The following is a 26,144-nucleotide window of genomic DNA, read 5'->3' as shown; positions in this document are numbered from 1 at the left end:
CTTAGGCTCCGTAGCCGCGCATTGTCTGGCGGTTGGTTTTGACGGCGCCGGCAGGGTCGGCGGCGGCCGTTTCGGACTCTTCCTCCAGCACCAGCCAGCCGTTGAAATTGGGTGCAGCACCAGCGATCTCGATCACCTTCGCCGTGTCACAGACGCCCTTGCCGAGCATCGCCCAGGTTCCATTCGCGTCGACATCCTTCAGATGCACATAGCGGATGCGGTCGCGATAAGTGGTGAGCGTATCCGCCATGTCCTGGCCACCGCGCAAGATGTGGCCGGTGTCGGGCACCCAGCCCACCAGCGAGGCGTCGAGCAGCCCGAAGATGCGGTCGTAGTTGGCGCGGTCGAACAGCAGCGTGTTGTGATGCGAGCTTGGATGCACCGCGACCTGGACGCCGGCCTCGCGCCCGAGCTCGCCGGCTTTGTTGTAGACCTCGGCGGCGATGGCAAACTTGTCGTCGCGCGGCCCGTCGGAAACGATCGTGGCCGAGCCCATCGACACCAGCGCGCCGGGAAAGGCGGCGGCGAAGTCGATCCAGCGTTTGGCGGTCTCCAGGTCGGCGCCGATCTCATCCCTGAGCGTGAAACCGCTCTTGGAGCCGAAGGCGAAGGAGACGAGCGTCAGCCCGGATGACTTCAGCGCGGCGGCGAACTCCGCTGGCTTGGCGGCATAGCGGCCGATCATCGTGTCGGTGATCTCGATCCCGGCATAGCCGCCATCGGCGATCGCCTTGAGCAGATCGTCCGGGCCGCCGGCGAAACGGTCGCCGAGCATTTCCCAGGTAAAGGTCTGGCAACCGACTTCCAGGTCTTTCACGGTCATCCTTTCATTCCTTGATTCCACCTCCGTTGGAGGGACATCCTACTTGACCGACCCTGCGGTCATGCCGGCGAGGAAGAACCTCTGGGCAACCAGGTAGATGACCAGGAGCGGCAGCGAGCCGAGCACGCTCATCGCCATCATCTGGTTCCATTCGAAGGCGTGTTGCCCCATCAACAACTGGATGCCGATCGGGACGGTGCGCATGGACGTCGACTTCGTCAGTGTCAGCGCAAAGAGAAATTCGTTCCAGCACAACAGGAAGGTGTAGACCGACGTCGCCACGATACCAGGCAGTGAAATCGGGACGATCACCCGCCACAGTGCGGTCCAACTGGTGCCGCCGTCGACAGCCACCGCTTCATCGAGGTCGCGGGGCAAGGTGTTCAGATATCCCGTCATCAGCAGGATCGCATAGGGCAGCGTAAACACCAGATAGGTCAGGATCAGCGCGACATAGGTGTCGAAGATGCCATACGAGACGACAAGCCCGAAGAAGGGGATCAAAAGCGTGATCGGCGGGATCGTCTGCGTGCTGATGATGAGCGTGTTGAGGCTGCCCTTGCCGCGGAAATTGAAACGGCTGAACCCGTAGGCCGCCAGCAAGGCGATCAGCACCGTCAGCACGGTCACTGCTCCGGCCACGAAGTAGCTGTTGAAGAAGAAGCGCAGCTTTACCGGGTCGCCAAGGATGGCCGCATACGCTTCCAGCGTGAAGGCCTTCGGCAGGATGGTTGGCGGCAGGGCAAAGATTTCGGTGTTCGACTTGAACGAGCTGCTCAGCATCCAGTAGATCGGGAAGGCCGCGAAAAAGAGCCCTGCGGCAAGCGCGACATGGAGCGCGGCGGTGATCAGCCTGTCTTTCGGCGTGTGCCTTTTCCTCATGTGACTACCGAGCCTTTTGATAGCGGATGTAGAACAGCGTCAGGCCGAGAGAGATCAGCAGGATGACCACGGCGCTCGCCGAGGCCTGCGACAGGTTGTAGCTCGAAAACGCCAGCTTGTACGTGTAGGTGCTGAGGACCTCGGTCGAGTAGATCGGACCGCCACCCGTCGTTATCCAGATCAATGGAAAGACCTGCATGGTCCAGATGAAGTCGAGCAGCGAGATGCTGATGATGATCGGCATCAGCTGCGGAACGGTGATGAAGATCAGCTTCTGGTAGGCCTTCGCGCCGTCGATATCGGCGGCCTCGTAGAAATCCTTGGGAATGCCCTGCAAGCCTGCGAGCAGGCTGACCATGAAAAGCGGGTAGCCCGCCCAGATATTGGCGAAGGTGACGGCGTGCAGCGCGGTCGCGGGCGAGGAAAACCACTCGACCTTGGAACCGATGATGCCCATCTGCATGAGAACACTGTTCACGACACCATTCGGCTCAAGCAGCAGGCGCCAGATCACCGCGATAATCACCGCGGTGAACAGCCAGGGCAGTATGTAGAGCACGCGCAGGATGTTGCGCAGCGTCGGATTGATGCGGTCGCTGTTCAGCATGAGTGCGAAGACCATGCCGATGGTCATATGGAAGACGACACTCATGCAGGTGAAGTAGAGCGTGTGCCACAGCGAGGCCCAGAACACCGGATCGGCAAAGATCGCCTGGTAGTGTTTCAGTCCGGCAAAGGACGGGTCGCGACGCAGCACCGCGCTGTTCTGGAACGAATAGCCAATCACCGTCACCATCGGCAGCAGCATCAGAAGGCCGATTATGAGGAGCGATGGTGACACATAGAGATAGGGTGCGACCGCTCGTTTCAGTCGATGGTGGGAGCGCTTCTGCCCGGTCATGTGCGACCCCTGGGATGTGCCTTCAAGAGGAAGGTGCGCTTCAAAAACAGGTCCATCTCAATTGCCGATCCGTTGTTGACGGGTGGCCTGGCCGAGGCCGGGCCACCCGGTGGAAGGTAGCAAACGGGCAATGGGCCGCTCAGAATTTCTCCACCCAGCCCTTTTGAGCGTTGGCTGCGGCTTGTTCCGGAGACTGCTCGCCGGCGAGCATCTTCTGGGCTTCCACATCGAACTTGGTCATCAGGTCTTCGGCCACCGGCAGCCCCGTGAACTCGTTGGCGAGATAGCCGGTCTTGAAGATTTCGAAAGCCTTGGCGAAAGCCTTGTCCGAGGTCACGAAATCGGGCTTGGCGTTGACGTTGCCCGGGAAAGCATTTGCAAGCGACACGAGCTTGGCATTCACCTTCTCGCTCATCAGATATTGGACGAGCTTCCAGGCTTCATCCTGATGTTTCGAGGCGGCGGAGATGCCGATGCCCCAGGAGGCATAGGGAAGGCCGCGCTTGCCGTTGTAGTCCGCCACGACCGGGACCGGGATGAGGTCGAAGTTCAGCTTGGGATTGCGTTTGCGGATGAGATTCACATGCGCGAGCGAGTCGATCATCATTCCCACCCGATCGTTGACGAATTCCTCGACCTTTTCCTGCTCGGTCTTGGTGGCAATGCCGGGCGAGATGACGCCGGCGTCGTTCAGCGATTTGACGAAGGTGAGCATATCGACGACCGGCTTGCCCTCGAGAGCCGGCTTGCCTTCAACCATCATCGATTGGCCCGAGGCCCAGACCCACGACATTAGGTCGTTCTGGACACCGGACGGCGTTTGCAGCGACAAGGGCAGCACCCAGCCATACTGGTTCTTGTCGGCGTGGGTCATCTTCTTGGCGGCTTCGAGAAACTCCGCGCGGGTCGACGGCAGCTTGGTCACGCCTGCCTGGGCGGCGAGGTCCAGATTGACGAAGACCGGATAGACGAACGAAGCCACGGGAAACATCACCGCCTTGCCGTCCACCTTGATGATATCCGCGACCTGGGTCTTGTCGAACCCGCTCGCATCCATCATCGGGTTCATGTCGGCCAGCGCACCCTGCGCGTTCAGATTGTTCACCCAGGCGCCGTCGAGACCGACGACGTCGCTAAGCGTTCCGGTTGCGGCGCCGACCGAGATCTGGTCTCGCGTGGTCGCATAGGGACCGCTGACCAGCGTCACCTTGATGCCGGGGTTTGCAGCCTCGAAGTCGTTCATGATTGCCCTGAGCGAGCCGCCCGGCAATTCGGGCTCCCACCATTGGGTGAATTCCAGCGTGGTGTCCGCCATGGCGCCGGTTGCACCAAGCAACCATGCGGCCGCGGCTATTTTCAGCATCGCGGGTCGTATCCGAAACATCATTTTCTCCTCCTTCTTCAAGATCGGCCGCACAATGCGGACGATCGTCTGTTCATTCAGAAGCCTTCTTGTATCTTCCGCAGGCACCTCGCTCCCGCCCGCGGTCTTCCGCAGATCTTCAGATCGCCAGATGCGTTTCGGGATCGAAGAAATGGAACTTGGCATCATCCACGGCCAACCGGATCTCCGAGCCGGAGCGGACGGCGCTGATCGGCTCGAACCTCGCCACCGCGTTCGACGCCAGGCCGAAATCGTCCACCGCATCCGGATCGCCGGAGTCCACCCGGACCGCGTCGATGTTCATGTGGACGATCTGTTCGGAGCCGAGTTCCTCGATCGAGGTCACCCTGGCCGGTATCGTCTGATACTTGCGACCGGATTCAAGGCTGCTGTCATAAAGATCCTCCGGTCTGATCCCGAACACGACCTTGCGCCCCGCATACGACCTCAAGGCCGGCCTGCGCACGAAGGCTGCATCCTGCAGCCGGACTGCGAAGTCGCGAAAAGCGAGCTCGTCGCCCTTCAGGGTCGCCTCGAAAAGGTTCATCGAAGGAGAGCCGATGAAGCCGGCAACGAAGGCGTTAACCGGCGATTCATAGAGCCTCTTGGGTGTGTCGACCTGCTGCAGCACACCGCCTTTCAACACCGCGACCCTGTCCCCCATCGTCATCGCTTCGATCTGATCGTGGGTCACGTAAATGGTCGTGACGCCGAGCTGCTTTTGCAGGCTGGTGATTTCGGCGCGCATTTGCACACGCAGTTTCGCATCCAGATTGGAAAGCGGCTCGTCCATGAGAAAGGCGGCCGGCTCGCGCACCATGGCGCGGCCCATGGCAACCCGTTGACGCTGCCCGCCTGAAAGGTTCGCGGGTTTGCTGTCCAGCAAAGACGTCAGCTGAAGAGTTTTGGCGATCTCGTCCACGCGCTTCTTGCGCTCGGCCTTCGGCTTGCCTGCCAGCCGCATCGAAAAGGCGATGTTTTCGGATACCGTCATATGCGGGTAGAGCGCGTAGCTCTGGAACACCATCGCGATGTCGCGGTCCTTGGGCGGCATGTCGACGACGTCGACCCCGCCGACCCGAAGGCTGCCGCTGGTGATGTCTTCCAACCCCGCGATCATTCGCAACGCCGTGGATTTGCCGCAGCCGGAAGGCCCGACGAGGATCAAGAACTCGCCGTCCTTGACCGACAGGTTCAACTGGTCGATTGCGCGAAAACTGTTCCCGTAGGTTTTGCAGATCTTCTCAAGAATGACTTCTGCCATATTCCTCCCTCCACAAGTATAAGCCCTGATTTTTATGATTCTCCTGGGCTTGTGTTCGCCTGCGAAATGTTTCGTCGGATCGTTTCAGGTCATGCTCCAGCATCCACATGCGCATTTTTCAGGTCGACTGCTGACGGCGCGTTCGCCGATGCCAGGAGTTGCGTGACCTGGTCCTCGGTCGGAAGCGCCTCGCGCCCGCCACGCCCCGTTATCGAAACGGCCGCCGCCGCGGCCGCGAATGCGATCCGGCCCGCGGTGTCGGCTCCGCGCGTCAACGCATGGGCATAGGCGCCATGAAAGCAGTCACCCGCGCCTGTGGAGTCGACGACCGCAACCCGGTGCGGGGGCAGGTGCCAGAGACCTGTCTCTTCACGGCCGCGATAGTACACACCCCTGCCTCCATCGGTCAGAACCACGGCGGATCGCGATGGCAACCACAAGGCATCGAGCATCTCGGCAGGCGATCGGCGCCCCGTGGCAGTCCGTGCAAAGCTAAGTGGAAGAATGAGATGGTCGCAGAGCGCGATCAGCCGCTCCGTGGCGGGGCCGCTGCTCCATTCGATATCGCCGAGGATCGCAAGGCCGAGATCGCGAGCCCGAGCCACGACATCCAGCGACCCGGTCGCATAGCTATCGACGATCAGGACGGTTGCGCGGCTGAGGATATCGTCCGGAAAGTCCGGAGCGGTGCCCAGCATCGCATCGTCGTCATACGCGATGAACCTTTCCCCGTCCGAGCCGACGGTGATCCGCGAGTGCACCGGGCGCGCGTCGGGATGGCGCGGCGCGAATGCGGTTTCAATACCGCTCGCCACGAGATCGAGCTGCACCGCGTTGTCCGAGGCACTGGCCAGCCATCCGACGAACCCGGCGGTTCCGCCGAGCCGCGCGACGGCGGCCAGCGCCGTCGCGACATTTCCCCCGAAGGCGCGGGTACTTTGCAGAACCTTACCCTTGCCCGCCGACAATGGCTGATCGACGTAGACGATGTCGTCGATCGCAATAGCGCCGAAGCCGAGGATCGAGGGGATCGTGGGCATCGTTCAGGCACCCGCCTTCGCCAGGGCGTCTTGCGCCGAAAGGCCGTCATGGATGACGCCGCGAAAGGCAAGCGCTGCCTTCTCCGGATCGCCGTGCCCCCAGAGATTGCGGCCGACCACGGCGCCGTGCGCGCCGGCACGGATGGCGTCCGCCGTCTGCTGAAGCGCGCCGAGCAGCGTATCGGTCTTTGGACCGCCCGCGATGACAACCGGCACCGGGCAGGTCCGGACGGTCTCCCGGAACGACTCGAAATCACCAGTGTAGCCGATTTTGATCACGTCGACGCCGGACTCGTAACCGATGCGCGCCGCATAGGCGATCTCGTCGGGGGTGAAGACGATCTTTGCTCCGTCGGTGAAATCGCGAGGGTAGATATGCGCCACCACAGGCATGCCGTAGCGGGCCGCCGCATTCACCGAATCGGTCAGCCAGCGTATGTATTTGCCCTCCGTCGCGCCGCGCACCGGAATGGCCACGGCCAACGCATCGGCCCCCGCGCGCACCGCGTCCTCGGGCGTTGCGATCAACTCGCTGATGCGATCGTCCGCGGTGAAGCAGCCCGCCTGAATCACCAGGGAAGCTTTGCCCGCATATTGCGGCCACAGATGGCGCGCGGTGCCAGGCTGGATGCTGACGTAGTCGGGTTTGCCCGCCATGACGCGTGCGAGCGCACCCGGCAGGTCGGCAAGGCCGCCTTTGCGCACGTCGCCATAGCCGACGAAGTGGTCGACCGCGCCGCCAAAAAGGTTCCCCGATGGATGCGAGAAGAGGCGCGCGAGACGCACCTTGGTTCCTAGGCTCATGAGTCCAAAATTCCCTGATCGGTTGATTTAAAAAAGCTCGATCCAGTGTTTCCGAAAGAAAAAGGAAAAACAATCTTTCGAAAGCTTTCGAATCTGCATATTTCCGGTAAGGTGAGCCGAGGCCGGCGCGATTGCTCGGCGCAGGCAGGCAAGGGCCGGGCAATGTTGTCGGAGCAGAGACGCCAATCGATCCTGGGCGAGGTGCAACGCAGCGGACAGGTTCGCATCAAGGACCTGTCGGACGGGTTTGGCGTGTCGGAGGTCACGGTGCGCTCCGACCTCGAAATACTGGACCGCAAGGGACTGCTGACCAAGACCCGTGGAGGGGCGGTGACCCGGACCACCGATTCGACGACGGCCGCGTTCGCCCGGCGGATGCAAACGAACCTCGACGCAAAGAAGCGCATCGCCCGGGCGGCGCTCGACCTGTTCGAGGACAACCAGTCAGTCATCTTCGACGGCGGCTCGACCTTGATGCAGCTTGCCATGCAGTTACCGCCGCTCAGCAATGTCGTGGTCGCGGCCACGGCCATGAATATCGTGCAGCATCTTATGCATCGTCCCGGGCTCGACGTTCATATGATCGGCGGCCGGGTCTATCCCGACACGGTGAGCACGCTGATCACCGATGCCGATACGGCTCTCGGCGGCCTGGTAGCGCATCAGGTCTTTGTTGGAGCGCATGCGATAGACTCGTCACTGGATGTGGTCGACGTGAACGAAGACATGGCGCGAACGAAGCGAAACCTCGTTCGCATGGCCCGGCGCGTTGTCCTGCTCGCCGATTCGAGCAAATGGGGCGTCAGCGGGACGTCCAAGGCATTTTCGCTGTCGGCCGTCGATGTGGTGATCACCGACGATGGCCTGCCCGGTCCAATACGCAGCGAGCTTGATAGGATCGGGGCCAAGGTGATCTATGCCTGAACCCATCCCGGTCTCTGATGCGCGACGGAAAGCGCGCATGAGCCACGGGCTTCGCAGCGGCCGTCGGCCGTTTTTCATGCCGGTCATGTTCTCCTCCTCACGCTGGCGGCCTCCCAGTGCACGCCAGAATTCTCATAAGCTCTATAAAAATTTTACGCGCGTCAACATTTAAAGTCCTGTATAGCGGATTGCGGGGGGTCGTGGGAACTGCAACGGTTGCGCAGCATGCCCTTGGCTTCGGAGGAAAGCTGGAAATGCACGGAAAATCAGAGACAAAGCTCGGCATCGGTGTCATCGGCTGCGGCAACATCTCGATGACCTATCTGCGCAATGCAGCGCTCTTTGGTGGTGTCGAGCTACGCGCCTGCGCCGACATTTCCGCTGACATGGCCGAGCTGCGCGCCAGGGAATACGGCATCCGCGCCCTCGGCGTTGACGCGCTGCTGGCCGACCCCAATATCGACCTCGTGCTGAACCTGACAATCCCCGCGGCGCATTTCGATATTTCGTTCTCGGCGCTTTCGGCGGGCAAGCACGTCTTCACCGAAAAGCCGTTGGCAACCTCCGCCGCCGACGGCCGCCGGCTTGTCGCCGAGGCCGCGAAGCGCGGCCTGCTGATCGGCTCGGCGCCGGACACATTCCTGGGTGCAGCCGGCCGCCGCGCGCGCCGGCTGATGGATGACGGCGCCATCGGCAAGCCGGTGACCGGCACCGCTTTCATGATGGGACGGGGCATGGAGCACTGGCATCCCAATCCGCAATTCTATTATCAGCCCGGCGGCGGTCCGGTGTTCGACATGGGTCCCTATTACCTGACCGTGCTGGTCAATCTGCTCGGGCCGGTCGAGCGCGTCATGGCGATGGCGACGCGCGGCCAGGAGGAGAGGCTGATCACGGCCGACGGGCCGTTCAAGAACACGACGTTCAAGGTCGGCACGCCGACCAACATAATATCGCTGCTCGAATTCCGCTCGGGCGCCACCGTCACCTTCGGCGCCTCATGGGATGTTTTCAAACACTCCAACCATCCGATTGAACTGCACGGCACCGAAGGCTCGCTCAGGCTGCCCGACCCCGACACGTTCGGCGGCACCGTTTCGCTGTCGGAGCGTGGCGCCGACTGGGTCGATTTCGCCAGCGACAGCGAACTCTACGGCGCCCGCAACTGGCCCTATTCCGCGCCCGACCGCGCCAATTACCGCATGCTCGGCGTCGCCGATCTGGCGGGCGCGCTGGCCACGGGCAGAAAGCCGCGCGCCTCCGGTGAGCTGGCGCTGCATGTGCTTGAGATCATGGAGGCGATCCTGGCTTCGGGCGAAAGCCGTGGCTCGGTTGCCGTCAACGGCACGGTCGACCAGCCGCCGCTGCTTGGCGAAGAGGAAGCGGCAACCCTGCTTGCCTGACGGGAGGTTCGTCCGTGACATCGCCACCGTCCCTGCCGACACTCGATCCGGAGGCCCGGCATGTGCTCGAGCTCGGCAGCCAAGCCGGTGCGCCGCCGTTCGAAACGGGAACGCCAGAACAGGCGCGCCGTGCCTACAATGAAGGCTTCCCAAACCTGCAAGGCGAGCGTGAACCGGTCGCAGCACTCAGCGAGCGCATCATCGCCGGACCCGGCGATCCGCTGAGGCTCAGGATCTATCGCGGGCAGGGCGCGCCTTCGGCAGGCGCTCCGGCGCTGCTCTATCTCCATGGCGGCGGCTGGGTGATCGGCAATCTCGACTCGCATGACGAGATCTGCCGCTGGTTCGCCAACGAGGCAGGCGCTGTCGTCGTTTCCGTCGACTACCGGCTGGCGCCGGAACACAAATTCCCGGCGGCAATAGAGGATTGCCGATCGGCACTTGCCTTCATGCAAAGCGCCGCGGACGAACTCGGCATCGACGCTGCCCGCATCGCGGTTGCCGGCGACAGCGCGGGCGGCAATCTCGCCACGGTGCTCGGCCTGCTCACGCGGGGGGACAAAAATCCGCCGGCAGCGCAGCTGCTGTTTTATCCCAACACCGATGCCGGGCAGACGACGGACAGCTATCGCCGCTTCGCCATAGGCTTTGGCCTGACCGCCTCGACCATGGCCTGGTTCCGCGACCATTATGTCCGCAATGCCGCCGACATCGGCGACTGGCGTACCTCACCGCTGAAGGCGGAAAGCCTCGCCGGTGCGCCGCCCACCTTCATCGCCATCGCCGGTCACGACATCCTCGCCGACGAAGGCGAGGCCTATGCCAGGCGTCTGCAGCAGGCCGGCGTGCCGGTCGTGCTGGAACACTGGCCCGGTCAGATCCACGGCTTCGTCTCGATGGGCCGTCACGGCCCGGCAGCGAGACAGGCGGTTGCCGCCGCCATTGCCGCGTGGCGAAGCTTCGATCCTGCCTTTGGAAAGGCTCAAGCGGACTGACGCATCACCAGGGCGGCGTCGAGGCTGACCTTCGGCGCGACGTTTGCCCTATCCTCGTTGAGCAAAGCGAGCAGAGTCTCGACGCTGCGCCCCGCCATGGCGGCAAAATCCTGCGCGATGGTGGTCAGTGCGGGGCAGGTGTAGCGGCTCAGCGGATGGTCGTCATGGGCGGCGATACGCAGGTCGCAATCGGCCTTGCGGCCGATCTTCAGCCCTTTCGCGAAGGCTGCCGCCATCACGCCGAAGGCCAGGCGGTCATTCGCACACAGTATGGTCTTGCCGGGCAGACCCCCGGTCTTGCCGGGCAGACCTCTGGTCTTGCCCGGCAGGCCGCTGGCCCCGAGCATCTGTTCCATCTGCTCGTAGCCGATGCGCTCGAAATCCCATGTGTAGTCTCGGGTGTTGCCGATAACCACCGGCTCCTGGCCAAGCTGACGCATCGCGGCGACGTAACTGTTCAGGCGCTCCGGCGAATTGTGATTGACATGCGGGATGTCGAAATAGATCGGGGCGTCGCCGGAGCGGCAGAGATAGTCGACGATGGTCGAGACGCTCTGGGCATTGTTGTTGCCGACAAAGGGCGTGCCGCCTTCAAGATAGGTGTCGAAATAGACGACCGGCATTGTCTGGGTCAGCTTCTCCAGCGTGCGCCGGTCCGAACGCAAGCCGAGCGGCGCGATCAGCGCGCCCGAAACTTTCAGCGACAGGATGGTACGTGTCGCCTCCATTTCGAGCTCGGTTGAGCCATGCGAGGAGATGACGATCGGCCAGTAGCCCTCGTCGCGCAGCCTGAGCTCGATGCGGCTGACCATTTCGGAATAGAAGGGATCGGTGACCGTCGGTACGACAATGCCGATGGCGCGGGTGCGCTTGCGGTTGAGGTTGCGGGCAAACAGATTGGGCTGGTAGTCGGACGACCGCAACGCCTCTTCGATGCGCTTGCGCGTTGCCGGCTTGACGCTGGTCGGATCGTCGAAATATTTCGACAGCGTCGGCCTGGAGACGCCGCAGGAGCGGGCGAAATCCTCCATCGTCTTGTGCGTCATTGGCATTCAATCCTCGTCTGGCACGCGCCAGAACCTCGGTCATCCCTTGACGCTGCCCACGGTCCTGCAGCCGGCGCGTCCGCCACGCAACGGCAGACGAAATTTACAGGAAACGTCAGTGGGTTCAACGCGCAATGACAGATTATACCGTGCGTAAATTTGTTCAATTGACGCGAAAATTGTCGCGCATCAAAGTCTCGGTCACAAAGAGCGCTGAAAAGTCCAGGCACCATGACACAACAGATCGATCGGCTTCTTTCCCAGCTTTATCGTCGGCTCGATGCCGCCGCGGTTGTGATCGGCGATGCTATCGATCCGCGCTACAGCGACGACCTCTCCGGCAAGGGCGGCGGCCAGCCCGAACTGGTCTTGCGTCCGCGCAACGCCGCCGACGTCGCCGAAATCCTGCGCCTATGCAGTGGTATCGGCCAGAAGCTGGTCGTCCATGGCGGCCGCACCGGGCTGGCCGGCGGCGCGCGCGTGCAGCCGGGCGAAGCGGTGCTGTCGCTGGAGCGCATGACCGCGGTCGAAGCGCCCGACCGCGCCGCGGCAACCATCATCGCGGAAGCCGGCGCGCCGCTGCAAATGGTGCAGGAAGCGGCCGATGCGTCCGGCCTGATGTTCGGCGTCGATATCGGCGCGCGCGGCACGGCGACGGTCGGCGGCAACATCGCCACCAATGCTGGCGGCATTCGCGTGCTGCGCTACGGCATGTACCGCGCCCAGGTGCTGGGGCTGGAGGCCGTGCTTGCCGACGGCTCGATCCTGACTTCGTTGCGTGGCCTGGCCAAGGACAATTCGGGATACGATCTCAACCAGCTTTTCATTGGCAGCGAAGGCACGCTGGGCGTGGTTACTCGCGCCTGCCTGCGGCTGCATCCCAAGCCCGCCACCGAGGTTGCCGCCTTTTGCGCCCTTGGCTCGCTGGAGGCGGCGATTGCGTTGCTGGGGTTGCTCAAGCAGCGGCTCGGGCCCTTGCTTTCGGCCTATGAGGTAAACTTCTCGCCGCTCTACGGCGCCATGATTGCCGGCATGGCGGCGCCGGCGCCGCTGCCTGCCGGCGCGCCGGTTTATGTTTTGGCCGAGATCCAGGGCAACCAGGCCGAGCTGGACGGCGAGCGTTTCGCTTCGGTGCTGATGCAGGCGGTCGAGGACGGCATCGTCGACGACGTGGTCGTCTCGCAGTCGCCGCGCGAATTCCGTGCGCTATGGGATGTGCGCGAAGAGGCCAACCGATTCCTGTTTGCGATCGAGGGCATGATCGGCGTCGACATCAGCATCCCGTTGGCGACCATGGCGGGTTTCCTGCGCAACGCCGAAGCCGCGATCCACGCCGTCGACAGCCGCGCCGAGATCTACGTCTTCGGCCATCTCGGCGACGGCAATCTGCACTATCAGGTCGACACCACGGAACCGGCGGCCGCCTATGAGATCATCTATCGCGGCGTGGCGGCATGCGGTGGCGCCGTCTCGGCCGAGCACGGCATCGGCCTCGACAAGAAGAAATGGCTGAACCTCGTGCGCAGCGACGCCGAAATATCGGCCATGCGCCGGCTGAAGGTGGCGTTCGATCCGCACAACATTCTCAACCCAGGGCGGATTTTCGATATCATTTGATCGCCGGGAGGATCTAGCTTGCAACTGGCGAGAGCAGCGCGTGGAAGTCGACCGTTCTCATCTGCTCGACGCCGTCCAGAGTCATATTTCCCGCGACATAGACGATGATTGCCAGACCGAGCCAGCCGATCCAGCGATACCTGGCAAGCAGCGCCGCCACCAGCGTCGAGGCGACCGCCATCAGAACCACCGACAGGATGAGACCGAACACCAGCGCATTCATGTCGTGGGCGGCGGCGCCCGCCACTGCCAGCACATTGTCCAGCGACATCGAGACATCGGCGACGACGATCTGCAGGATCGCGGTGCGCAGCGCCTTGGCCGGCCGCGCCGTCGCAAGTGCTGCGGCTTCATTGTCGACGTCCTCGCCGTCGCCGGCCGAGCGCAACTCCTGGAACATGTTCCAGCACACCCAGAACAAAAGCATGCCGCCGACCAGCATGATCCCAGGAATTTCCAGCAGCTGCACCGCGATCACGGCAAAGACGATGCGGATCACCGCCGCCGCGGCAATGCCGGCGATGATCGCCTTCTGCCGCAACGCCTTGGCGAGGCCTGCGGCCGCCATGCCGATCACCACGACATTGTCGCCAGACAGCACAAGGTTGATGGTGATGACTTCCAGATAGGCGGCGACAGTCGTCTGGTCGAAACTCATAAAGCGGTCTCCCCGGAAGGCTCCGGCTGGTTGCGGGCGCATCGGACCGATGTCTGCGCAAACGCGAAGACAGCTGATTTGAGTGCAGCCCGGTATTGAAACAAGACGCCAGCGCGGCCAATCGGTCCTCATCCACGGAATTCATCGCCGGGTCGTGATTTCCGACCAGAAATGCCCGTCCCAGAATGCCCATCATGGAAGGAAGACAAAAGCGTTCCGCTTGCCTATCAATATTGCCGACCAAAGGAGAGACGAGCATGAGCAAGACGGCACTGATTTGCTGGGGCGGATGGGAGGGTCACACGCCGGCCCGCAGCGCCGCTGTCGTCAGCGATATATTGACGGGGCATGGCTTCGAAGTGCGGATAGAAGAGGGCACATCGGCGCTCGCCGATCCGCAGCTCCCGGTCATCGATCTGATCGTGCCGGTGATCACCATGTCGACGATCGAGAAACCGGAGCTGCAAAACCTCACCGCCGCCGTCAGCGGCGGAACCGGCCTTGCCGGCTTCCACGGCACAATGGGCGACAGTTTTCGCAACGAGCCGGCCTATCAGTTCATGACCGGCGGCCAATGGGTCGCGCACCCCGGCGACATCATCGACTACCGTGTCGACATCATCAGCGACGATCCGATCGTCAGGGGTATCGAGGGTTTCGCCTACCATTCCGAGCAGTATTACATGCATGTCGACCCGAGCAACGAGGTGCTGGCGACGACGACGTTCAGCGGTGAGCATCTCGACTTCATCGACGGCGTCGTCATGCCCGTGGTCTGGAAGCGCCGCTACGGCAAGGGCCGCGTCTTCTTCAGCGCGCTCGGCCACACCGCGGATGAGTTTTCCGTGCCGCAAATGCGCACCATCTTCGAGCGTGGGGTGCTGTGGGCCAGCCGATCGGCCTGATCCCGGGCTTGGCGTCAAGCTGAGCGCAGTGGGACGGATTGCTTATAGCGATCGTCCAGTTCCGCGAAGCGGCGCTCCCGACACTGCTGGGGGCGCGCTGGCGAAGGAATCGCCAATGCCATGACACTCGAGCCGTATCGTTCGACGGGCGGCTTTTCGGAGGACTGGATGGCGTCGGGATACGGGAAAGTAGAAGACTCTAATTCTCTCTGAATCCTCGATTGAGCGAGTCGCGAACCGGCGCCAGCATATAGTCGAGCAGTGTGTGCTCGCCAGTCAGGATCATCACTTCGGCAGGCATGCCGGGCGACAATTTTACGTCATGGAGGTTTGCGAGGTCAGCCATATTGACTTTGATCTTGGCGAGAAAATAGGGTTCTCCGGTCCTCTCGTCCGTCAGCCGGTCGGCCGATACCGAGGTGAGCAACCCGTGGATTTGCGGAAGATGCCGTGTTGGATAGGCTGACAGCACAACGCGTGCCGGCATGTCCGGATGCACCATGTCGATGTCCCGCGGCTTGATCCGTGAATCGATGACCAGGTTGGACTCATTCGGAACGATGTCGAGGAGGGGCTGGCCGCTGGAAATCACGCCAGATTCAGTTGTGACACGCACGTTCATCACTGTTCCCGCGATCGGCGCGACAATGTCAGTCCTGGCCAGCACATCCTGACGCGAGGGTAACAGGCTCCGCAATTCGGCCAGATCGCCGCGCACCTTGCCAAGATCCTCGTTCGCTTTCTCACCATCCTGTTGCCGCAAATTGAGAAGCTGCAGCTCGGTCTCGCCGATCTGCTGTTCGTTGCGCGCGACCTGCGACCGGTTCGACGCCTGGCTCGCTCGGATGTCGGCCTGGGCACGCTGCAGCGCAAGGATCCGCGGCAGGCGCTCCAATCCCTTTTTGTACATTTCCTGTGCCGAAGCGATCTCGCGGTCGATCAGCCCCAGTTGCTCCTCCTCGGCTGCGATCACTTCCCTGGACCCGGTGATTTGCTCCTCTATCTGCCGTATCCGCTTGTTGAGGATCTGCTCGCGCCCCTCGCGAGTGGCAAGGCGGCTGCGAAGCAGTTCCTGCTCTTCAGCGGCCACTTTCTGCCCGGCCTGGTTGTCAGCCGATGTCAGTTCCTTGGGAAAAATGATCTGATCTTCTCCGGCAAGCTCCGCACCCAAGCGCGCTTCGACGGCCAGCAAGCGAATGTAGCGCTCATGCAGCTCGTCGTAGCGGCCCTGTGCATCGGTCGTCTTCATGCTTATCAGAACCTGGCCCGCTGTGACCTTGTCGCCATCCCGCACGTGGATCATCCCGATGATGCCGCCCTCCAGATGCTGAACGGTCTTCCGGTAGCCGTCCGGGCTGACGATGCCGGGGGCCACGATGGCGCTGGCCAGGAGGGCCACGTCTGACCAGAGGGCGATGCCGCCGACAAAGAACAGCGCGGAGAAATAGCCGAGTATACGCGCTGGACGCGTCCGGCGATTCAGGTCGCGCTTGCTATCGCGATATGCAGACGAACGCCGCCGGACAAGCCCGACAAGCACGAGCACGAACAGCGCGGTGGCAGTTGCAGCCAGCGCGGCGCGCGCCGGCACGTCCAGGCTGTCGAAACGGTTCGAAGCCGCCGCAGCTAGATCTCCAGCAGCGACAACTAACCTGTCCAGCACGTCACGCAGGCTGGCCATCAGCATGTCCATCATCTTCGACAGGTCGCTAAATCGGTCGCTCATGGCTCACTCCGCCGCCTTCAATTTTGCCGGAACGACGACGCTGGTCTTGTCTTGCCCGGACGACGGCACGGCAGTCGGTTTGCGGTGACCGCCCAGCGCGCCCAGCACCTCGTCGCGCGTGCCGAACATCTTAACGGTGCCGTCGTGCATGAAAACGACATGATCCGCCGTACGCAGCAGATTCGTCTGGTGGCTGACGAGAATGACGGTGCAGCCCCGTTCCTTCAAATGGTGAAGAACATTGAACAGAGCCATTTCACCATCGCCGTCGAGGCCAGTGTTCGGTTCGTCGAGCACGACGAGCGCGGGATTGCCGAATAGCGCCCGGGCGAGAGCGATGCGCTGACGTTGGCCACGCGAGATTCGCGCCCCATGCGGCCCCACCTCCGTTTGATAGCCATTTGGCATCCGCAATATCGTCTCGTGGATACCTGCGGCCTGCGCCGCGGCGATCACTGCGGCACTATCGACATCGCGCAAGCGCGCAATGTTGTCGGCGATCGTTCCCGGAAACAGCTCGACCTGCTGCGGCAGGTAGCCGATGTGCATTCCAAGCTGGTCCGAAGGCCAACTCGCGAGCTCTGCGCCGTCCAGCCTTACATGACCGAGCGAAGGCCGCAACGTTCCCACCATGAGGCGGCAAAGTGTGGTCTTGCCGGAACCCGACGGACCAATCACGCCGCAGGTCTCGCCGGCCTCGACGTTGAAGGATACTTTGTTCATCAGGGCCTGCTGTGTACCCGGCGCATGGTAGTGTGCGTTCTCGAGCCTTAGCCGGCCTTGCGGGCGGGGTAAGGTCACTTCACCGCCCTGCCTAGAATTGGTGTCCGCGAACAGGCGCATGAGGTTGCGACGCGCGGTGCGAGCGGTAACCAGGCTGCGCCAGGCTCCGATCGAGCGTTCTATCGGCGCAAGCGCGCGGCTCAGCAGTACCGATGCCGCGATCATCGATCCGGCCGTCAGTTCGCCGCGCAAGACAAAGTAGGCGCCAAGTCCCAGCACGGCCACTTGCAGGGCCATGCGCAGCGAGCGCGACAGGCTCCCGATGCTGGTCGTGCGACCGAGAAGTTGCGCCTGGATGGTCATCAACGACTGCTGCTTTTCTTCCCAGCGCTGCAGCGCCGAGCCCGACATGCCGAGCGAGCGCAACGTCTCAGCGCCATCGATGTATTGGCCGGCCGCGACCTGGTTGCGACGCAGCTCTGCCGACGTTTCCTGGCTCCTGCGGCGGGTAAAGAAATCATTGGCGAGCGCGCCGCAGAACAAAAGGATCGCCCCGATGAGTCCGAGCACGCCCAGTGCTGGGTGCAGAAGCCACATGAAAGCCAGGAAGACGGGCGTCCACGGCGCGTCGAGAAAGGTCAGCATGCTGTCGCCACCGACGAAACCGCGCAGGTCCGCTACGTCCTTCAGGCCGGCCTCGACGTTGCTACCCGCGAGGCGAGCCTCCATGGCTCGTTCGATCACCGGGACGTTCAACTGGTCGTCGAGCCATTGGCTGATATGGCCGAGGATCATGCGGCGGGCTTGTTCCAAAAGGCCATAGACGGCGATCGCGCCGATCACCGCCAGGGTGAGCCACACCAGCGTGTCGATCGACCCGCTCGACAGCACCCTGTCGTAGATCTGCAGCATGTAGACGGTGCTGGCGAGCATCAGGACGTTTGCAAGCAGGCTGAAGATGAGCAGGGCGGGCGCCTGGCGCCGGGCCAGATGCATTACCTCTTCGAACTGCGGTCTTGGCTGCGGCACGGCTCGCCCCCCATTGTGATGCTTTGGATTGTGCCGGCCGGGCGCCAGGAAAGGCGCCCGCCCGGTGTCGGGTCAGATGATGCCGTCCGGGGCGTCGACATGGACCGAGAACGTGTCGGTAAAGCTGTCATTGTCGCCGTCGACGAGATTGGCCGTGAAATCCAGGTCGAGCGGCGCCGGGTTGGACTCCTGCTCGAGCGAGAACTGAATCACGGGGATCTTGACGGTGCCCACGCCCATGATGAGCTGGACCGCCTCGATCTGCTTCGCGCCGCCGTCGATCTCGAAGTACTTCCCGCCCTCCGCGACGTCAGGAATGAGCGGGTCGTGGCGCGGGGCATTGCTGAGCATGCCCGCCGTCACGTCGGTAGGACCGCTGACGGTACCGTCCGTATAGTAGACGATGTAATAGAGGTCTTCCGTAGCCGGGTTGTAGCCGCCGACGGAGTTGTCGATATAGACCGTGACCTTATCCACGTCTTGCTGGGGATTGACCACGAAGCTCTCGTCGCCCGAGGTGATTGAGGTGCCGGCGAACAGCGGGGTACCCCCGCTCTTGCCGTCGAGGTTGTTGTTGTTGACGCCGATGCCCGAAGTCGACACGTTCATCTTCGATGAGCTGTTGATCAGGCTAGTGGCACCATACCCCTCCAGCGTTGCCTCGGTAGGGTCATTGTTGACCAGGTCTTCGATGTCGTTCGGGAAACTGCCCGCCCCATTCTCCAGGGGAGCGGTCACCAGATTGCTGAAGAAGATGACGTCACCGTCGTGACCGGTCGGCGGGAATTGCAGCGTTTGCACCGCGTCCGGACCGCCCGCCTTCAGCGAACCCTGTGTGGTGTCGAAGGTCGTGATCGTTCCGGGAGGGGTGTCGACGTCAAGGTCGTAAGTGCCGTTGACCGGATCGAAGGTCAGTGTGAAGTCCACGTCTTCAGCCGTGCCGTCGCCGTTGAAGTCATCGTGGATCGAGCCTGTGAAGGTGTAAGGGTCTGCCGCGTCCGGTGTCAGGGATAGGCCCGACGTTACCGTCGGGTTGGAGTCGATTGTATAATCGTCCAGCGTTACGCCCAGCAGGTTGAACCCGTCGGCGCCTGGGTCGTGCGTCCAGGTGCCATGGGCGCCACTGTCGTAGTCACCGGTTGCGTTCTCCACAGCAATTGCCGGCCCGGTGTCTTCGAAGGTGAAGGCACCGCCTATGTCGACCGAGGTGTGCGCGCTGTCGCCGTCGCCGTCGGTTGCGGTTGCGGTCAGGCTCACCAGGTTGGCGGCAAGGATGACCGGAGTGTCCGCCTCTACGGGATCGGTTGGATCGCCATGGACAACCGCACGCGACTGGTCGAGGGTCACGTTGCCGTCGGCATCGACCGAGATGCGGAACACCTCATCCGTGCCGGCAGTGCCGACGATGTCGCCGCCGACAACATTGAGAAGCACCTCAAGGCCGCTGAGCGTATCGAACACGCCGCTGGCGACGTTACTGCCGCCGCCGAGTACATCCAGCGTGTAGGTCACATCGTCGGTGGCCGCTGGTCCATCGACGCCAAAGTTCGGCGTGAACAGCGCCGCGAAGCTGGTCGAGTCGTCGGTAACGAAGTCCGAATCGCCGACCACCAGGGTCGGTACGTCATTGCCGGACGGCACGATCGATGGGCCGTCATCGTCGAAGTTGATCAAGGAGCCGACCTCTGCGCTGGCGACGTTGGTCTGATCTGTGCCGAAATGCACTTCCTTGACATCGAAATAGTCTTTTTGCTCGTCAATGTTCTTGATAGTGAAGCGGTCAAAGGTTGCGTCTGCGGTGAAATCGACCGTCACACCCTCGCCGACATTGTGAAGGATCACTCCCAGGTTGGTGTAATCAACCGTGATGCCCAGGGTGGCGGCATCCGTTACCACGCCGTTCAGCTTGAAAGTCACTGAGGCGATGTTGACTTCCGCATCGTTGTCATCACCCGGTAACGTGGCGCCTTTCGCGTTGTCATCATTGTTGTAGGCGTGGACCTCTATGTCAGCCACGGTATGGGTCGGAGTAGACTGCGAAATCGAGAAACCCGCGGTGGAGACGGTCTCGATGTGATCTGTGTAGTTCGGCGCGGTCGGCGTGTTGGTAAAGTTCTTGCCGGCGCTCTGGGTGCCGCCGTTGATCAGGTCGATCTGAAGCTCACGGCCAAAGCGCACGTCTTGTGATGAGACGCCCAGGCCTTGCGTGCTGACATTGACTTCAGCCTGTACGCCATTGTCATGAGCCGTGACCAGGATCTTCTGCGTGCTCGCCGTGTCAGCGTCGAGGATATACCACTTGTTGTGTCCGGGAGGGGCGTCACCAAGCGAGCTGAAATTCAGGACGCTGGTCCCGGTGACCGAGGCGTAGACTAGCTGATCCAGATCGATTAGATCGACGTCCGCGTTGTCAGGGTCCGGATTCATCAACGCCACGTACTGGACCAGGTACAGGTCCGCGTCGCCGTCCAGCGCAAACGAGAAGGCGAGGGGATCGAGTAATGGATCGGGCTCGCCAACTGAGGTCGGGTCAGAGGTCCCAATGACGCCGATCACGACGTCTGCATTGTTCGGGTCCTGGAACAGCCAGACATAATTGCCATCGACCGTCCGGATGCCGGTGACCGCGCCGTCGGTGGGTGAAAACGCAGTTCCCGAAGAGTCCTGGGCGAGAACGACCGAGGTGATGGTCTCCCCTGGGTCCGCGGAGGCCACCACGAAGTCCTCCTTGAAGGCGACCTCCAGCGCGGTGCCAAGATTCAGCAGATATTGCAGCGTGGTGTTGGTGCTGTACAGCGGATCGGATGGGTCAATATCATTGTCCGTGAGGCCAGCGCTCTCATCGATGATGATGTCATGAGCTGTGATGTCGATTGCCATGGAGATTCTCCCCTTTTTGAACAACATCAAGAAAAGGGGTTCACCCCCACCCGATGTCGGATGCACCTACCCCAGGGCATCCGCCGGCGCACAGAATTGCGGCCGTTTATCCTCCATTGTGCCGCCGACGCAGAGGACGCGTCCATTCGCGGTTCGATAGTGTTATGGTGAATGCCCCTACCTGATCGAACGATATACATCCTTCGAAAGATCGAGCCGCGACAGGCGCTCGCGGGCAACCGCGTTGGTATGGATCGATCGATATGCCGTGGGTTTCCGGCCTTTTGTCGGCATCTTGTCGACGCAGCCTGCCTTGCCAGCTCGCCGAAGGTAGGATCAAAGCCCGCTTTTGTGACTTGGTCCCAGATGGTCGGAAGCTTCGCCAAAAGTCGCCCAGGCGAGTTCCGCCCTGCTGCCGAGGCGGAGCTTCTCGTAGACGTGATGCAGGTGCATCTTCACCGTGCCTTCGGATACATGCAGTCGCTGCGCAATGATCTTGTTGCGCAGGCCGCGTGAAACAAGGCCGGCGACTTCCGTCTCGCGTCCAGTAAGCTTTGGCGCGCGCTGAGGCAGCGATCTCGGCGTCAGCAGATGCTGGAGGATATGGTCGTCGACCCACTTTCGGCCGCCTGCCACTGCATTGGCGCATTCGACAAGGTAGCTGTGGCTGATGCCGTCCATCAGCAGGCCGTCGGCATCGAGCTTGGGGATTTCGTTGAAGTCGAATCCGCCGTTTGGCTGCAGGATGTAGATGATGCCCAAAGGGCTGCTGGTGGCTCTCAGCCTTGCGGAAAGGCCGGCCGTCTGCCGGTCCACACCATCCAACCCTATGATGACAAGATCGGGCCGGTGGCGCTCCACCAAGGGGAGAACCTCAATCGTGTGGTGGCATTCTGCGACAACGCTGTGTCCCGCCTTCCGCAAAACCCACTCCAGACCGGCGAGATACACCCCCCGCGGGTCCGCGACTACCAAGCTCGACATGGGAACACGTCCGTAAAAAACGCAACGAACTTTGTTTAATATGTCAAGAAACCAGAGCTTCGGTCGATTGTCAAGGAGTTGCTAATATTGTAGTATATTCAAGGCTATGAATGGCATTTTCTGCGTTCGACAGGCCCGCCGAAGCGCTCGTGATCGCGCAAGGCGCCTCTGGATTTGACGCCTGTTAAGCTGCCAGTGATGACGGATTTTTGAGCTGTCTTCTCCCCTTGGGCAGACAGGCGGAGCTACTCGCAAAGCCAAATCATATGTTCTATGCTCGCTGGCATCACTGCGTTCGACAGCCGTGATCGGAACTGAGGTCTGTTGTCCTGAGGCGGGGCATCAATGTTCGAGGTCGGCGGATTTTTTCGGCAACGAATGCCGTTCTCAAAGGGCCGGCGCATCGTCGGCGCCCTTGCTCTCGTCGCCGCTGTATTCGGGCTGTTGCTGCTCGCACCGGAAGTGGCGAATGCGAAGCCGAACTGGACGCTCGATCCGGCGAATTCGACGCTCACCTATCAATCGGTGAAGAAGAACACCATTGTCGAAACCAACAAGATCAGGAACCTCTCGGGCACGCTGACATCGGATGGCGCCGCCAAGGTCACGTTCGACCTCAACTCGGTCGACACCGGTATCGACCTTCGCAATGTCCGCATGCGCTTCCTGTTCTTCGAAACCTTCAAATTCCCGACGGCGGAAGTGACGGCGAAAGTCGATCCCGCCGCTTTTGCCGATCTCGCCACCAAACGGCGCATGAGCGCGCATATCCCGTTTCGCCTGAGCCTGCACGGCGTCGACAAGGACCTTGAGGCCAATGTCGTGGTCACCATGATCACCGACAGCATGGTGTCGATCGCCTCGGAGGCGCCGGTCGCCGTGCATGTCGAGGATTTCGGCCTGTTGCCCAACATCGAAAAACTCCAGCAGGCGGCCAATGTCAGCAGCATCGTCCCTACGGCTTCGGTGTCGTTCGATTTCGTCTTCACCGCTAATGGCGCCAAGCCTGCGGCCACGCCTGCCGTCGCGGCCGCAGCCCCAGCCGATGCCGGGCCGGTCGCCACAGATGCAGGCAAGACGTCCTTCAGCGACGATGAATGCCTGAACAGGTTCGAGGTGCTGTCGCGCACCGGCGCCGTCTATTTTCGCCCAGCCAGCGCTCGGCTCGATGAAAAGAGCCGCCCACTGCTGGCCGAGGTGGTCGGCGTCGTCGGCAAATGTCCGAAACTGAAGGTCGAGGTTTCGGGCCATACCGATTCCGACGGGTCGCCGACGGCCAACAAGAACCTGTCGGAACGGCGCGCCAAGGCGGTCGCCGACGCGATCATCGCTGCGGGCATTCCATCGGCGCAGATCACGGCTTCCGGCTATGGCGAGGAAAAGCCGGTGGCGCCGAACGATACGCCGAAGAACAAGGCGCTGAACCGGCGGATCGAGTTCTCCGCCACGCCGCTCGCCAACTGAGCCGGTCCTTAACTGAGAAGGCCCGTCGACCGAAAAGGAATCCGGTGCGTTTGGACATGATTGCAAGTTGCGGCAACTTCATGCGCGGCATCGGCCTCGCCGTGCTGGCGCTTGCGTTGACCATGACCATTACCATGACCGCGGCCAGTGCCGAACGCCGCATCGCCCTGGTGCTCGGCAATTCCCATTACCGGAACGCGCCGGTGCTGCCCAATCCGGTGAACGATGCGCAGGCAATGTCCGATCGCCTGAAGGGGCTGGGCTTCGAAATCGTCTCCGGCCTCGATCTCACCAAGGCGCAGACGCAGGAAAAGATCGCGCAATTCGCGCGGCAGGTGCGTGGCGCCGATATCGCGCTGTTCTTCTATGCCGGTCATGGCCTGCAGGTCTCGGGCAGGAATTACCTGCTGCCTGTCGATGCGGCGCTGGAGGACGAGACCTCGCTCGACTTCGAAGCCGTGCAGGTGGACTTCATCCTGCGGCAGATGTCGCGCGAGACCAGCATCAGGCTGGTGTTCCTCGACGCCTGCCGCGACAACCCGCTCGCCGATGTGCTTGCCAAGGAGACTGGCGGCGACAGCACGGCAAGCAGCGGCCTTGCCGAAATACCGATCGAGAATGGCGGCGCCGGCACGCTGGTCGCCTTCGCTGCCAGTCCCAACCAGCTCGCCTATGACGGACCGGGCGAGCACTCGCCATTTTCGGCGGCGCTGCTTGCCCATATCGGCGAGGTCAACGTCTCGATCACCGAAGCGATGAACCGGGTTACGTCGGATGTGTTCAAGGCCACAGCCGGACGCCAGCGGCCCTGGATCAACGTTTCGCTGACCACCGATGTCGTGCTTCACAAGGTCGATCTCAAGGCGCCGCTGATCGTCGGCGATTCCGGCCCGGCTGCGCCCGAAGGCGATACGCAGGCGCGCACCGGCGCGGCCGCCAATCCGCCGGGTACGGACGCCGGCGAGCAGGCGCTGGAACAGCTGCGTGAGGAAATTCCGAAGCTGGGCTCGGACGCGCCAATCCTTTTCGATGTTCCGGTCAATTTCGGCGACCCGGCGATCGACGGCAAGAGCATCGCCCAACTCATCCAGGGCAAGCCGCACTTCAGTCCGGTCGAGGGCCTGGAAAAGTCCGTCTGGGACAACCAGTGCAGCAACTGTCATCAATGGACCGAGGAGCGGCTGTGCGACCAGGCCAAGACCTACGTCACCAATGATGCCTCGGTGTTGCGCCTGCAACACCCGCTGGGCACGCGCTTCAAGGTGGCACTCGGCAAATGGGCGCAAAACGGCTGCAAATGAGACCGCCAACAATGGGTTGGATCAGATTTCAATGAAATCTCATCACGATCCAGAGCAATCAGGCTCGGCGCAGCGCCTCGGTTTCGGCCAGATGGATGCCCATCTCGACAAAGGCGGTGAGCACGGAGAAACGGTCCGCCACCGCAACCCGCGCCAGTCCGGCCAGTATGCCGGCATTGACGGCATGCGCAGCCGGCAGCGGCCGCAGCCTCGACCCGTTGGTCTGCGGCGTCAGGCCATTGATGTGCCGTTGCGCCGCTAGCGCGATCCAGCCGGCAGGCGTGTGCTGCTGCGTCATCGCCGCCCCGGCGACAGCCTCCCGGCGGGTTGCATTGTTGGGGTCGCCGACCCACTCCTGGATCAGTGTCAGCGTTGCGAGGTCCTGCTCTTCGAGCAGCTCGGTCAGATGCCCCAGGCACTCATGGCCCCACCAGATTGCGGCCCGGTCAGGCAGGAGATAGGCGCAAAAGGTAATCGCTTCCTCGGGGATGCGCCCGGCCATCAGCCGGCGGCAGAACTCGAGCGAGGGTTGGTCGGTCGGAACGGCCGTCATGTCCCGAGCGACAGCCGTGTTCGCGGCGAAGAGATCGCGTGCGGTCTGGAATCGAAGCCCGTTGACCATCGCTGCTGTTATCCTCCCCCAGCCCTCACTCAACCCGCCTGCGAGGCGCGGGTCAAGTCTGTCGACCACCACATGTCCATGACGTTGTTCACAGACAAACGCCTCACGGTTTGGTATATTCCACAGCCGACCGTGATCTCGACAGATCATTGTCGAACAGGAAGAGTTGGCCCGGATCCATGGATCGGGCCTGAGTGAAAATCGGATGCTCGAAACGGGAGTAACCGTTATGCAGCGGCACATTTCAGTCTTGGCATTGGCGACCGTGCTTTTCTCGACTCACGTCTATGCCGACCCACTTCAGAAATCGGAAGACATTGTGAAGTTCTTTGCCGGCACGATCGATCACGGCGCGGCACGCGGGATTTGTGTCGGCACCGAGGACGAGTGCAAGAGCAAGACCGGCCAGAAAGAAAAGCCTCCGGAGAAGACCGGCCTCGATATGCTGATCAATTTCAGCCTGGATTCGTCCGAGCTCGACGCCAAGGCGCGCAGCGAACTCGACGAATTCGCCAAGGCGCTGAAGGACGATCGGCTGAGCAAGCTGTCCTTCGTCGTCGAAGGCTATACCGACGCATCCGGCTCGGCGACCTACAATGAGGGGCTGTCGCAGCGCAGGGCGCAGTCGGTGACGGCCTTCCTCGAATCCAACGGCATCGAAGCCACCCGCATCAAGGCGGTCGGTCTCGGCGAGGCCAATCCACGCAACCCCGACCCCTACGATCCCGTCAATCGCCGGGTCGAGATGCGGATCAAGGCGCAGTAGCGT

The 26,144-nt window shown here is 62.1% G+C and carries 22 protein-coding genes; 8 read left to right on the top strand and 14 right to left on the bottom strand.

What is annotated here, in order from left to right; translation table 11 throughout:
• Position 1: 1 nt before the first annotated feature.
• The 7 genes from NKJ57_RS17320 to NKJ57_RS17290 form a co-directional block, all read right to left on the bottom strand.
• Positions 2-823, bottom strand: coding sequence for a sugar phosphate isomerase/epimerase family protein (locus tag NKJ57_RS17320; RefSeq protein ID WP_023740599.1), 822 nt, complete (start codon positions 821-823; stop codon positions 2-4).
• A 39-nt stretch (positions 824-862) separates the two neighbouring features.
• A complete protein-coding gene (locus NKJ57_RS17315; protein WP_023682646.1) occupies positions 863-1,705 on the bottom strand; it encodes a carbohydrate ABC transporter permease in 843 nt (280 codons plus the stop codon).
• Positions 1,706-1,709: 4 nt separating this feature from the next.
• Complete coding sequence (locus tag NKJ57_RS17310) at positions 1,710-2,606, bottom strand: carbohydrate ABC transporter permease (RefSeq protein ID WP_352511490.1); 897 nt, start codon at positions 2,604-2,606, stop codon at positions 1,710-1,712.
• Between the two features lie 139 nt (positions 2,607-2,745).
• A complete protein-coding gene (locus NKJ57_RS17305; protein ID WP_352511491.1) occupies positions 2,746-3,993 on the bottom strand; it encodes an ABC transporter substrate-binding protein in 1,248 nt (415 codons plus the stop codon).
• Positions 3,994-4,108: 115 nt separating this feature from the next.
• Positions 4,109-5,254: an ABC transporter ATP-binding protein gene (locus NKJ57_RS17300; RefSeq protein WP_352511492.1), complete on the bottom strand. Its 1,146-nt coding sequence runs from the start codon at positions 5,252-5,254 to the stop codon at positions 4,109-4,111.
• A gap of 89 nt (positions 5,255-5,343) precedes the next feature.
• Entirely contained in the window at positions 5,344-6,294 is a 951-nt protein-coding gene (locus tag NKJ57_RS17295; RefSeq protein ID WP_023804402.1) for a PfkB family carbohydrate kinase, read from the bottom strand.
• 3 nt (positions 6,295-6,297) lie between these two features.
• Complete coding sequence (locus NKJ57_RS17290) at positions 6,298-7,098, bottom strand: beta/alpha barrel domain-containing protein (protein WP_023682642.1); 801 nt, start codon at positions 7,096-7,098, stop codon at positions 6,298-6,300.
• Positions 7,099-7,260: 162 nt separating this feature from the next.
• Between NKJ57_RS17290 and NKJ57_RS17285 the strand changes: the two genes are divergently transcribed.
• The 3 genes from NKJ57_RS17285 (at position 7,261) to NKJ57_RS17275 (ending at position 10,420) form a co-directional block, all read left to right on the top strand.
• The gene (locus NKJ57_RS17285; RefSeq protein WP_023692210.1) at positions 7,261-8,022 is read left to right on the top strand and encodes a DeoR/GlpR family DNA-binding transcription regulator; all 762 of its coding nucleotides are present in this window, start codon (positions 7,261-7,263) and stop codon (positions 8,020-8,022) included.
• 254 nt (positions 8,023-8,276) lie between these two features.
• Positions 8,277-9,425 (top strand): Gfo/Idh/MocA family protein, encoded by a 1,149-nt coding sequence (locus tag NKJ57_RS17280; protein ID WP_352511494.1) that lies wholly within the window; start codon positions 8,277-8,279, stop codon positions 9,423-9,425.
• A gap of 14 nt (positions 9,426-9,439) precedes the next feature.
• Complete coding sequence (locus NKJ57_RS17275) at positions 9,440-10,420, top strand: alpha/beta hydrolase (protein ID WP_023708132.1); 981 nt, start codon at positions 9,440-9,442, stop codon at positions 10,418-10,420.
• Here NKJ57_RS17275 and NKJ57_RS17270 read toward each other — a convergent pair.
• On the bottom strand, positions 10,408-11,472 hold the full coding sequence (locus tag NKJ57_RS17270) for a LacI family DNA-binding transcriptional regulator (protein WP_031197909.1): 1,065 nt from the start codon (positions 11,470-11,472) through the stop codon (positions 10,408-10,410). The genes NKJ57_RS17275 and NKJ57_RS17270 overlap by 13 nt on opposite strands.
• 225 nt (positions 11,473-11,697) lie before the next feature.
• On the opposite strand from NKJ57_RS17270, the gene NKJ57_RS17265 reads away from it, so the two are divergent.
• Positions 11,698-13,083 (top strand): FAD-binding oxidoreductase, encoded by a 1,386-nt coding sequence (locus tag NKJ57_RS17265; protein ID WP_352511496.1) that lies wholly within the window; start codon positions 11,698-11,700, stop codon positions 13,081-13,083.
• Between the two features lie 13 nt (positions 13,084-13,096).
• On the opposite strand, the gene NKJ57_RS17260 is transcribed toward NKJ57_RS17265, so the two are convergent.
• Positions 13,097-13,741: a YjbE family putative metal transport protein gene (locus NKJ57_RS17260; protein ID WP_023695266.1), complete on the bottom strand. Its 645-nt coding sequence runs from the start codon at positions 13,739-13,741 to the stop codon at positions 13,097-13,099.
• 257 nt (positions 13,742-13,998) lie between these two features.
• Here NKJ57_RS17260 and NKJ57_RS17255 point away from each other — a divergent pair, with 257 nt between their 5' ends.
• Positions 13,999-14,646, top strand: a complete 648-nt coding sequence (locus NKJ57_RS17255) for a ThuA domain-containing protein (protein ID WP_352511498.1) — start codon at positions 13,999-14,001, stop codon at positions 14,644-14,646.
• Positions 14,647-14,845: 199 nt separating this feature from the next.
• Here the strand turns inward: NKJ57_RS17255 and NKJ57_RS17250 are convergent, their stop codons facing one another.
• The 4 genes from NKJ57_RS17250 to NKJ57_RS17235 form a co-directional block, all read right to left on the bottom strand.
• Positions 14,846-16,372, bottom strand: a complete 1,527-nt coding sequence (locus NKJ57_RS17250) for an HlyD family type I secretion periplasmic adaptor subunit (protein ID WP_352444507.1) — start codon at positions 16,370-16,372, stop codon at positions 14,846-14,848.
• Between the two features lie 3 nt (positions 16,373-16,375).
• A complete protein-coding gene (locus NKJ57_RS17245) occupies positions 16,376-18,091 on the bottom strand; it encodes a type I secretion system permease/ATPase (RefSeq protein WP_023726319.1) in 1,716 nt (571 codons plus the stop codon).
• A gap of 105 nt (positions 18,092-18,196) precedes the next feature.
• Positions 18,197-21,004 carry a DUF5801 repeats-in-toxin domain-containing protein gene (locus tag NKJ57_RS17240; protein ID WP_023726320.1) on the bottom strand — a complete coding sequence of 936 codons (2,808 nt, stop codon included), beginning with the start codon at positions 21,002-21,004 and terminating at the stop codon, positions 18,197-18,199.
• 336 nt (positions 21,005-21,340) lie between these two features.
• Positions 21,341-21,955: a LuxR C-terminal-related transcriptional regulator gene (locus tag NKJ57_RS17235; RefSeq protein ID WP_352573735.1), complete on the bottom strand. Its 615-nt coding sequence runs from the start codon at positions 21,953-21,955 to the stop codon at positions 21,341-21,343.
• 411 nt (positions 21,956-22,366) lie between these two features.
• On the opposite strand from NKJ57_RS17235, the gene NKJ57_RS17230 reads away from it, so the two are divergent.
• Together NKJ57_RS17230 and NKJ57_RS17225 are read left to right on the top strand one after the other, a co-directional pair.
• Positions 22,367-23,452 carry an OmpA family protein gene (locus NKJ57_RS17230; RefSeq protein WP_352511499.1) on the top strand — a complete coding sequence of 362 codons (1,086 nt, stop codon included), beginning with the start codon at positions 22,367-22,369 and terminating at the stop codon, positions 23,450-23,452.
• A 44-nt stretch (positions 23,453-23,496) separates the two neighbouring features.
• On the top strand, positions 23,497-24,753 hold the full coding sequence (locus tag NKJ57_RS17225) for a caspase family protein (protein WP_352573733.1): 1,257 nt from the start codon (positions 23,497-23,499) through the stop codon (positions 24,751-24,753).
• A 58-nt stretch (positions 24,754-24,811) separates the two neighbouring features.
• Here the strand turns inward: NKJ57_RS17225 and NKJ57_RS17220 are convergent, their stop codons facing one another.
• The gene (locus NKJ57_RS17220) at positions 24,812-25,444 is read right to left on the bottom strand and encodes a DUF6931 family protein (protein ID WP_245265448.1); all 633 of its coding nucleotides are present in this window, start codon (positions 25,442-25,444) and stop codon (positions 24,812-24,814) included.
• A 160-nt stretch (positions 25,445-25,604) separates the two neighbouring features.
• Here NKJ57_RS17220 and NKJ57_RS17215 point away from each other — a divergent pair, with 160 nt between their 5' ends.
• The gene (locus NKJ57_RS17215; protein WP_023682635.1) at positions 25,605-26,141 is read left to right on the top strand and encodes an OmpA family protein; all 537 of its coding nucleotides are present in this window, start codon (positions 25,605-25,607) and stop codon (positions 26,139-26,141) included.
• Positions 26,142-26,144 lie beyond the last annotated feature (3 nt).

The sequence above is a fragment of the Mesorhizobium sp. M0077 genome (assembly GCF_040322955.1).
Lineage (GTDB): Bacteria > Pseudomonadota > Alphaproteobacteria > Rhizobiales > Rhizobiaceae > Mesorhizobium.
The sequence above is the reverse complement of the archived record's forward strand: the minus strand, read 5'-3'. Positions and strand labels throughout refer to the sequence as shown.